The organism is Bacillus sp. JJ1521 (genome assembly GCF_036965165.1).
Lineage (GTDB): Bacteria > Bacillota > Bacilli > Bacillales > Bacillaceae_L > Ferdinandcohnia.
Genome location: NZ_JBALOX010000178.1, coordinates 1 through 9,679, shown reverse-complemented (window position 1 = coordinate 9,679; position 9,679 = coordinate 1). Strand labels below are relative to the sequence as shown.

Sequence of the window (9,679 nt, the reverse complement as noted above, 5' to 3'; positions counted from 1 at the left end):
GATTAATACTAATTAGATGAAAATGATTTTTACAACGATGTAAAGGTTTGAAGTATTATTATAACTTAGAAAAACTATTGAGGAAGGGGGGAAAAGGTGGACAGGCAGTTGAATAAACGGAAAAATATTAAAAGTCGCCACTCGACGAAAAAGGTTCAAAATTAGAAAGTCGAGTGGTAATTTTTATGACTCGATGAAGGTTACATTCGAAACAAGTTTGATTTTAATTTGAATTTCAAAAAGTGGAGGGGATATAACGTGAAAAAGCTAATCTACTATTTACTAATAATGTTATTATTCGTACAACCCTTAGTGATGTCAGGTGGCAATGAAGTACAAGCAAAAAGTAAAGATGGATGGGAACAGGTACCTGAAATTCTTAGCCAAATATCCCCTCCAGAAATCCCAGATAGAGATTACTTAATTACTGATTTTGGAGCGGTAGGTGATGGAGTCAGTGATGCCCGCCCGGCAATAATGGAAGCAATCACAAAGGCGGCATCTGAAGGTGGAGGTAGAGTTATTCTTCCTGCAGGAGAATGGTTTAGCAAAGGTCCAATACATTTTAAAAGTAATATTAACTTGCATGTTTCGGAAGGTGCTAGATTGGTATTTAGTGAGGAGCCGAGTGATTATTTACCGGTTGTTCTGACTTCTTGGGAAGGGACACAAATATATAATTATTCCCCATTAATTTATGCATACCAGGTGGAAAATGTTGCGATTACCGGTAAGGGTATCATTGATGGGAATGCAGAAAATGGGTTTGCAACATGGCGTCCTAAACAAGGTCCTTCTCAAACGTTATCTAGAAAAATGGGCCAAGAAGGGGTCCCGTTAGAAGACCGAGTTTTTGGTGAGGGGCATTTTCTAAGACCGAGTTTTATTCAATTTGTTGAAACGGAAAATCTTTTAATTGAAGATGTTACTCTTTATGACTCACCATTTTGGATCGTACATCCGTTGTACTCAAACAACATTATTATTAGAGGGTTAACGATTGAAAGTTTTCGATTGAATAACGATGGAATTGACGTAGATTCAAGTACGAATGTATTAATTGAAAATAATTACATTCATACCGGGGACGATTGTATTGTTATTAAATCAGGAAGAGATCAGGATGGTTGGCGACTCAATAAACCAAGTGAAAATATCATTATCCGCAATAATACATTATTGGGACATAATGCTTTATCAGTTGGTAGTGAAATGTCCGGTGGAGCACGCAATATATTTATGGAGGACATTGATTTAATTGACGTTAGGGCGGCCATTTACTTTAAATCAAATACTGATCGTGGAGGATATATTGAAGATGTTTGGGTTCGTAATATTAATGTTGGAAAAGCGTTAAATCTCCTTGAATTTGATAGCGATTACAAAGGAGAGGGAAGCGGGTTATATCCTTCTAAATATCGCAATTTTAATATCGAAAATGTTACTGCAAAAAATGTAGATAGAGCATTTAGAATCGTTGGAAACGAAACAATGGCAATTGAAGATGTGAATGTTAAAAATTATACGGTTGAAAAAGCAGCGAATCCAAATATCATCAAACATATTCGAAATTTAAATTTTGACAATGTTTGGGTAAATGGTGAACAACTACGTCCTTACATAAATCATGTTTTCATTCGTGGGGATGTAGCTCCAGGAAATACAATTGAAGGGTTATATGAATATGTGGGTGGAACTGAAGAAAATTTGAAATTTCAATGGTTTGCCTCTACTTCATTTGACGGTGGATATCAGCCGATTGGAGATGCTACTTCAAAATTATATAAGGTACAATCTGCAGATAAAGGAAAGTTCATTAAATTTAAGGTAATTGGGGAATCTGGGGTAGAAGTGGAAAGTGCTCCTAAAATGGTTAAATCGTTGGTTGATATCAGTGATGCTGATCAAATGATCCAAGTAACAGCAGATTCTTGGGTAAGTGAGCGGGACCCAAATTCGAATTACGGGTCTAGTTCAGTCATGTCTGTCAAAAATGATCCGCGTGATTTACCACGTGGAAGGGTGTCTTACGTGAATTTTGATTTAACAGAATTGGCTAATCATGACAATATTGGGCAAGTTATCTTTCATGCATACGGAATGGGCTTAGGGGATTCTCCGGAAGAATTGCCAATCTCCATCTATGAATTAGCCGATCCATTAGCTGAATGGTATGAAGGAACACTAACTTGGAGCAATCGCCCTGCAATTGGTCAATTGATCGATACTGCTATTGTTGTTCCTGGCGAAAAGAAGCCGTATCAATGGGATATTACGGAAGCTATTAAAAAAGCATTAGAAAATGGAAATGCGTCATTGAGCATTGCCATCTGGTCCGAATATGCAAGTATCCCTGCTTATGTTGATTTAGCTACTAAAGAGTCAGGGGAAGTAACTAAACCTCAAATAGCAGTCTATTATGAAAAGGCTCCAGAACCTATTTTTAACATCGATGCTTCATTTAACATGAAAGATCTGCAGCCAAATAAAAATTTAAATGTCCAGATTAATATTCAAAACAACAGTGATGGGGACAAAGATGTTCTAGCAGTCGTAGCTTTATACGATGAAAATAACAATCTAGTATTAGTAGGGGAAACCACAAAGAATATCAAAAGTGGAAAGAGCAAATCTCTTCCGGTAAAACTAGAACTGCCAAAAGATGTTAATTATTATCATGTAAAAGTTTTTGCTTTGGAAGGAACTGAATGGAGATTCTCGGAGCAGATTCCATTATCAAATATTGTCATATTTAATTAATATTAATGTCAGTTCTCTCATAGGAGGGGACTGACATTCGGCTATGGTGTATACGTAAAATATAAAAACACGTTCAACCGATTCAATCAAACACATGGGTCTACAATTAAGGTCGTGGCCAATCTGTTTATGTACCGTACACAGAATTTAAAAGTAGAAGAGGTCTGGTGTTTATCATACCATACTTAATTATGCTGACTATTCGATTATAAAATACTAATTATATAAAAATGATTTTTCCAAAGTTGTAAAGTTACGAAAGCGCTATTATAACTTTGGAAAACAATTGAGGAAGGGGAAAAAAGATGGACAGGCAGTTGAAAAAAAGTAATATTTTTTGGTTTTCACTTTGTTTTATTCTAAGCATGCTGTTAGGAGGCATATCTGTTTTTGCCGCCGAAAACGATTTTACGATTGACGCTTCTTTTAATATGAAAGAATTAGAAGCGAATAAAAATTTAAATGTTAGGGTAAATATTCAAAACAATACAAATCAGAACCAAAATGTATTGTCCATTGTCGCCCTTTATGACGCGAATAATCAATTAGTAAATATAGGAGAAACGACTGGAGAAATAAAAAAAGGAAAGAGTAAATCCCTGCCAGTAAAATTAACGCTTCCAAAAGATATAACGAATCATCATGTAAAAGTCTTCGCGCTAAAAGGAACAAATTGGGCTTCATCAGATCAAGTTCCTCAATCCAATATTGCTATTTTGGAAGGTAAGGAAGTTCCAATTGAGGGAATTCCGAATGAAGTGTCAATCATTACATCCGAACAAGGCGATCATATTTTCAAAATTACTAACGATGCTATTTATATTACGTCTGGTGACACGTTTATTTATACAGTAGATACTGCAGAAGGTGCGGGACGTACTACATTAACAATCAGAACAGTTGGAGAACTATTTAATCAAATTTCTTCTAAATCAGACAACCTGCAAACCTATGTTGTAAAGGGGGAAGACGGGGCTGAAAAACGGCTATCTGACACCATCGCTGATGGTGATATTTTAACGGTAAGTGCTGGGGACAAATCCCATGATTATACAATCAATTTGATAAAAGGTGCCGTAAGAGGCAAGATGGAGCTAATAAATAGTGAAATCACTGCAAACACTCCAACGGATGTTGTGTTAAATTTCTTTGCTGGTATGAGAAGTCCAGCAACAGAAGTCGTGCTGAAAGTTCCTAAAGGTATCAATGCAACAATGAATAATACGAAGGTAAATGTCATTGGGCGTGGAGAGGTCTTCCTTTCTGGTCTTGAAACACAATCAATTGGTCGAGTTGGTGCCGGATATCGTTTTGATAAGGTGGGTACCGTGAAAATTGATAATCAAGCTGATGGGAGCCAATTAATCACATTTAAAGGACTTGATTTCCGACCTGCAAATGGTGCGGATCTTCAAATAACTTTTGAAAATGTAAAGATGGATAAAGGAACTTATGAATTTGAAGCTTCTTATACGACATCTGAACCCGAAGTATTGAAAAGCCCATCCAGCAAAATCAGTTTGGATGTTGTTGGTACAATCAGCAATTTTCATCGTGTATTAGAAAAAAACCTTACGTATAAAGAAACAAGTGATACATATTTAAAAGCACGGTTTGATTGGAGCCCTGCCAAAAATGCTAAATTCATCAAAATGATGCAGTCAATAGATAAAGGGGCTACATGGACGGAAAGTCCTGTTTCAGTTAATCAAAAGGGCAAGTCGATTGAGATTTCCAACTTAACTCCGAATACTGAATATTATTTTAAACTAGTTGTCACAGGTGGCGACAATGCTGGTGACTCCAATATCGCAAAATTCTATACAGGTAAATATGATGCGAAGCTTATGGGTGCAAAAGGTGATGGCAAAGCCGATGACACAGATGCCATTAATAAGGCGATTTTGTATCTGAATTCATTAGGCGGAGGGACACTACTATTTGAAAATGGAACTTTTAATGTCAGAACGGTTCACTTACAAAGCAATGTGTATTTATATATTCATGAAAATGCGACGATTGCTGCATTAAGAGGTGGAGATGCTCCGGAGACAACATATTTCTCAGATAGAGGGTATCGGTCGGGTACATCTGCAACAGATACAGGACCATATAGAGATCCTGAAAACTATTTAACGAAACAAGATGTTGGTCACACATTCTTTAGAAACAGTATGTTTTTTGGAGAAAGAATCGATAACTTCAAGATCATCGGTAATGGAAGAATTACAGGAAATAACAATTTGGTGACTGGTGATGGAGTAATGAATAATGCTCCAGACAATCGCACTGATAAGATGGTCACCATTAAGCTTAGTACAAACTTTGAGTTTGGTGGATTAGATAAAGGGATGGACCTATGGTACGAAGAAACCAATTCACCAACAACAGACGAACCTTATTATATTATGGGCAAGGATGAAAATGGGAATGAACTAAGAGATACGAATATTAGCAATATGTTAAAAGTGGATCGTGCTGGACACTTTGCCTTGCTAGCTACTGGTTCAGAGTATATTAATACCCATGACTTTTATTATGATAAAGGCAGTGGTGGTGGTGCTCGTGACGTCTTTGACTATATGCAAAGCAGCTATGTGTATGCCACAAATATTTATGCAAAAGGTGTATCCGATGATATTGTAAAACCAGGAAGTGACTCCTCATTAGGCTTTACAAAACCTGCTACAACTTATTTTGTACGTAATATCATTGGAGATACGAATTGTAACCTATTCCAAATTGGAAGTGAAACAGTAGACGATATCAAAAATTTATTCGTAGATAATATTTATGTTTTAGCAGGAAATAAAGCTGGATTCTCGATATCTACAAATGATGGAGGTCATATTGAAAATATTTGGTTAAACCATGGGAAGACGGGTCCAGTTCGCGATATGTCTGAAATGAGACGTACGCGTGCACCATTCTTCATTTCGATTTCTAACCGTGGACGTGTTATCGGCGGGAAAGCTGAACGAATGAAATTCATGGAAAATGGTGTCATGAGGGATGAGCTTCTAAGCACAAACGTGAATATTGGTCATGTAAGAAATATTTATATTAAAGATGTAAATATAAAAGAAGTTTACCAAGGTAGCCAGTACAGCAATCCCGCGAATCGATGGGTACCATATACGAGTCAAAACAAAGCCACACCAATTATTGCTGGTTACAAGGTTGGAGAGGGTGGACCAACACTTCCAGATGGTCGTAATATTGGTTATATTGAAAACCTACATTTTGAAAATGTCGACGTACTAGTAAAAGGTGGGAATGGTTTCGCGGATTCAGAGATTAGCCCACCAGAGCTAGGTGTAGGTAAGTATAATATTGGAGACATTGGTGAACAACCATCTTATGGATTCTGGGCTCGTCATGTTGATGGTCTTCATTTTAAAGATGTGACAGTAAACTTTGAGAAAAATGATGATCGCTATGCCTTTGTCCTAGATGATGTGAAGAATGCGACACTTGATAATGTGACAATGGTTAAAGGCAAAGGCAATCGTAATGTGATCCAGTTAAAAAATGCAGATAATATCACTGTTAAAAATTCTACCTACTATCAAAACACTTGGGGGAATGAACTAACACCTCTGGCTGATATCAAAAATGTATCTATCAAAGGTAAACAGACGTATCCATTTAATATGAGTGATTCTACTACAATTAAAAAATCGGAAAATAGTACACATATTTTTGAAGTGGATAATACCAAACATACAATTGACGTACAATTTGGAACGACTGTCGAACAGATTAAAGAGGAAGTTATTTCAGAAGATGGCTCAAGACAAAGCTATTCCGTAGTCAATGCACAGGGAGACATTAAAGCATCTGGTCGTCTAGTCAGTAGTGATTTATTGGTTGTTACTGCAGAGAGTGCTGCAGCAACTCAAGAATATAAGATTACCGTCGCTGAAAGCGCCAATGTAAATATTTTATTAAAACCTGATGATAGCAAGGTGATTGGCTTAAATAATACCGCGCGTACAGTGAATGTCATCACAGGTACAACTGTGAATGAATTGCTTACACAAATTCAATCGGAAGATAATTCTGTCCAAAGCTATCAAGTACTACATGAAGGTACACCAATTAAAGATGGCACGATGTTAACAGATGGGGATATCCTTCAAGTAACAGCAGAAAACGGAAATGATTCTGCCAACTTCACAATTAATGTGGGTGAAGATGTAAGAATCAAAGTAAAAGAGGATCACCCCAATATTTCAGGGATTACTAGAGACACTGTGAGAGTTTTAAATGGCGCTACAGTAAAACAATTACTTGCTCAGATTCAGCCACTAATATCTGGAAATGATTTAGAGTATGAAGTGACAGAGAGTAATGGAATTTCTAAAACAACCGGTGAGTTAGTTGAAGGGGATTGGCTGATTGTTTCCAAAAATAGAACGAGTATGCCATATCACATAATTACGTCTAATGCAGGTGCTACTTCAATAAAAATAGAAGGGGAAACTGGAAGATATGTGCTCGGTGGAGCAATGACTACCAAAACAAATAATGAATCCTCGGCTAGTGGTGGAGCTAACCGTGAATTTAACGGTGGTACTGTAGGAGATTATGTTGATTACATTATTCCAAATGTTCCGGCAGGAAAGTATACCTTAAAATATACGTATAAGAGCAATACAAATGGAAGAGGAATTGTTCAAGTATCTGTGAACGGAACAGATGTTGGTGGATCAATTGATGAACATGGACCGTCTGCCTATCATACAGTCGACATGAGTGATGTATACGTTCCTTCAACAGGAGATGCTATAGTACGATCAACGATTATCGGGAAAAATCCAGCAAGCTCTGTTTACACGATTATTGTTGATAGCATTGAGCTCGTTGGTGTAGCAAGTGGGAACACAAATATTAAGTCAGAGACTTTTACCATCGATAATGATGGGAAAACTCTATCTGTTAATGGATTTACGAAAGTGGAAGATGTACTTGGAGCTATTACTTCCACAGATGGTTCAACACAGAGTTATCAGGTAAAAGACGTAAACGATTTGGTAAAAGAAAGTGGATTTATTGCCCCAACAGATCAATTGATCGTTTCTTCCGCTAATGGAAGATATACTACTCAATATGTATTTATTGGTGCCAGCACAGTTAGTAATAACACAACAATCGTCTCAACGAAGAATAATTACATCGTCAGTATTAACACATTGTTGAATGAAATTAAATTATATAACGATACAACAGTTGCTCAATTAATGGAGTCAATAGAATCCTTCGATGGAAGCGCTCAAACTTATGTGGTTACTGATCAAGATGAAGAATTGAAAGCGAGTAATGATGTCCTTCAAACAGGTGATCAATTGATAGTTACTGCAGCGGATGGAAAGACTAAGAATAGCTATATTATCGATGCGTCTACCGCTCCAGAATTTAATGTAATGATCAATAAAGATAGTGAATTCATTCGAATGATTGATAAATATCGCGTGGATGGAAAAGACCGTTCATTTGTTGTAATGGAACCGGGGATTAAAGTAGCTGATTTACGCACAGAAATGATTAGCGCAAATTCAATTCCAGTAGATTATGTTGTCTATCGATCAGAGGATAAATCGGTTGAAAATATAGTGAGTGATGATGACCTCATTTATGACGGGGATATCATCGAGTTCTTTAATCAAAATGATCCAAGCAATAAAATAGAAATGACCGCATCCGTATTTACTGAGTATAAATTTGCATACCAAAGAACAAATGGACTTAATCCGAACGTCACATATTCAACAAATTCAGGTGCAACCAGTTCCGATGATATAGCATATGCAAATGGACCACGGTACCCATATCTTCAAACAGCTAACGGGTCAGGTGCATTAAATGGTTGGGTTGCGATAAAAACCAAAATCGAAACAGCTGGTAAATATAAGTTTGATGTTGTTTATAAGGACGGTAATCGAGGAGATACAGAGTTATATCTTGGGTCAATTGCACCAGAGAATAAGATTGGTGATCGATTAGCATCTGGAACACCGAGTGTTCCAAGATATTTAGTTAATTATATTGATGAAAACCTAGGGATAACGACAGGTCATAAGTTAAGTATAAAAACGATGGATACGCTTATTCTAGACGAAGACGATCATACATTCATATTTTCAATTTTAGCAAATCGAAGTAATCACCAAATTGTATTAGAATCAATTCAATTAAGATTTGTAGAAGAAACAGAGTAAAGATTAAAAGACACCACTCGACGAAAAAAGTTCAAAACTAGAATGTCGAGTGGTGTTTTATATGACTAAATGAAGAGAACATTCGAAGCAAGGTTGATAATAATATAATTTTCAAAATAAGTGAAGGGAGTATAGCGTGAAAAAGCTGATCTATTTCTCGCTATAATATTCTTAGAACAGAGGCTGTATGAAACTAGAAAATGGTGGAGATTCCCGACTGAATCTGAAGTGAAGTTGGAGAAGAATTGTTTTGAAGTATAAGTTCACAGAATCAACATTTTGTAATGAAACGACATTCAAATTGATNNTTTTTTTCGCCCATAGATGGGAATTTGTTTAAAGAGTTGAGCTTTTCGAAACCGGCACTTTGATGAGTCAACATATAAATAAGCTTTGGAAGAAATGGAATGATTGAAATTAGGTGAAAAATTTACAAACCATACCTGGTTACACTAGGTATGGTTTTATTAGCTTGTACAATAAACAGTCTTAGATTTTCTTTATAATGTAAAAGGTAATCGGAAAGTTGATCCCTAACTATAGGTTTTAAAATATTTGCGTTTGGATTTGTACTAATTATAAACAACTAATAGATTTATTTAATATGAGAGGGAATCAAATGAAATTTAATAAGATGACCAAATGGAAAGATTCCCAGAATAAACAGTTTTTTAGGGAGTATCGTTGAGATATTAATA

The 9,679-nt window shown here is 36.2% G+C and carries 2 protein-coding genes; both read left to right on the top strand.

What is annotated here, in order from left to right:
- Window positions 1-258: 258 nt before the first annotated feature.
- On the top strand, window positions 259-2,760 hold the full coding sequence (locus V7147_RS20640) for a glycosyl hydrolase family 28 protein (protein WP_335369692.1): 2,502 nt from the start codon (window positions 259-261) through the stop codon (window positions 2,758-2,760).
- 305 nt (window positions 2,761-3,065) lie between these two features.
- Window positions 3,066-8,981, top strand: a complete 5,916-nt coding sequence (locus V7147_RS20635; protein WP_335369691.1) for a hypothetical protein — start codon at window positions 3,066-3,068, stop codon at window positions 8,979-8,981.
- Window positions 8,982-9,679 lie beyond the last annotated feature (698 nt).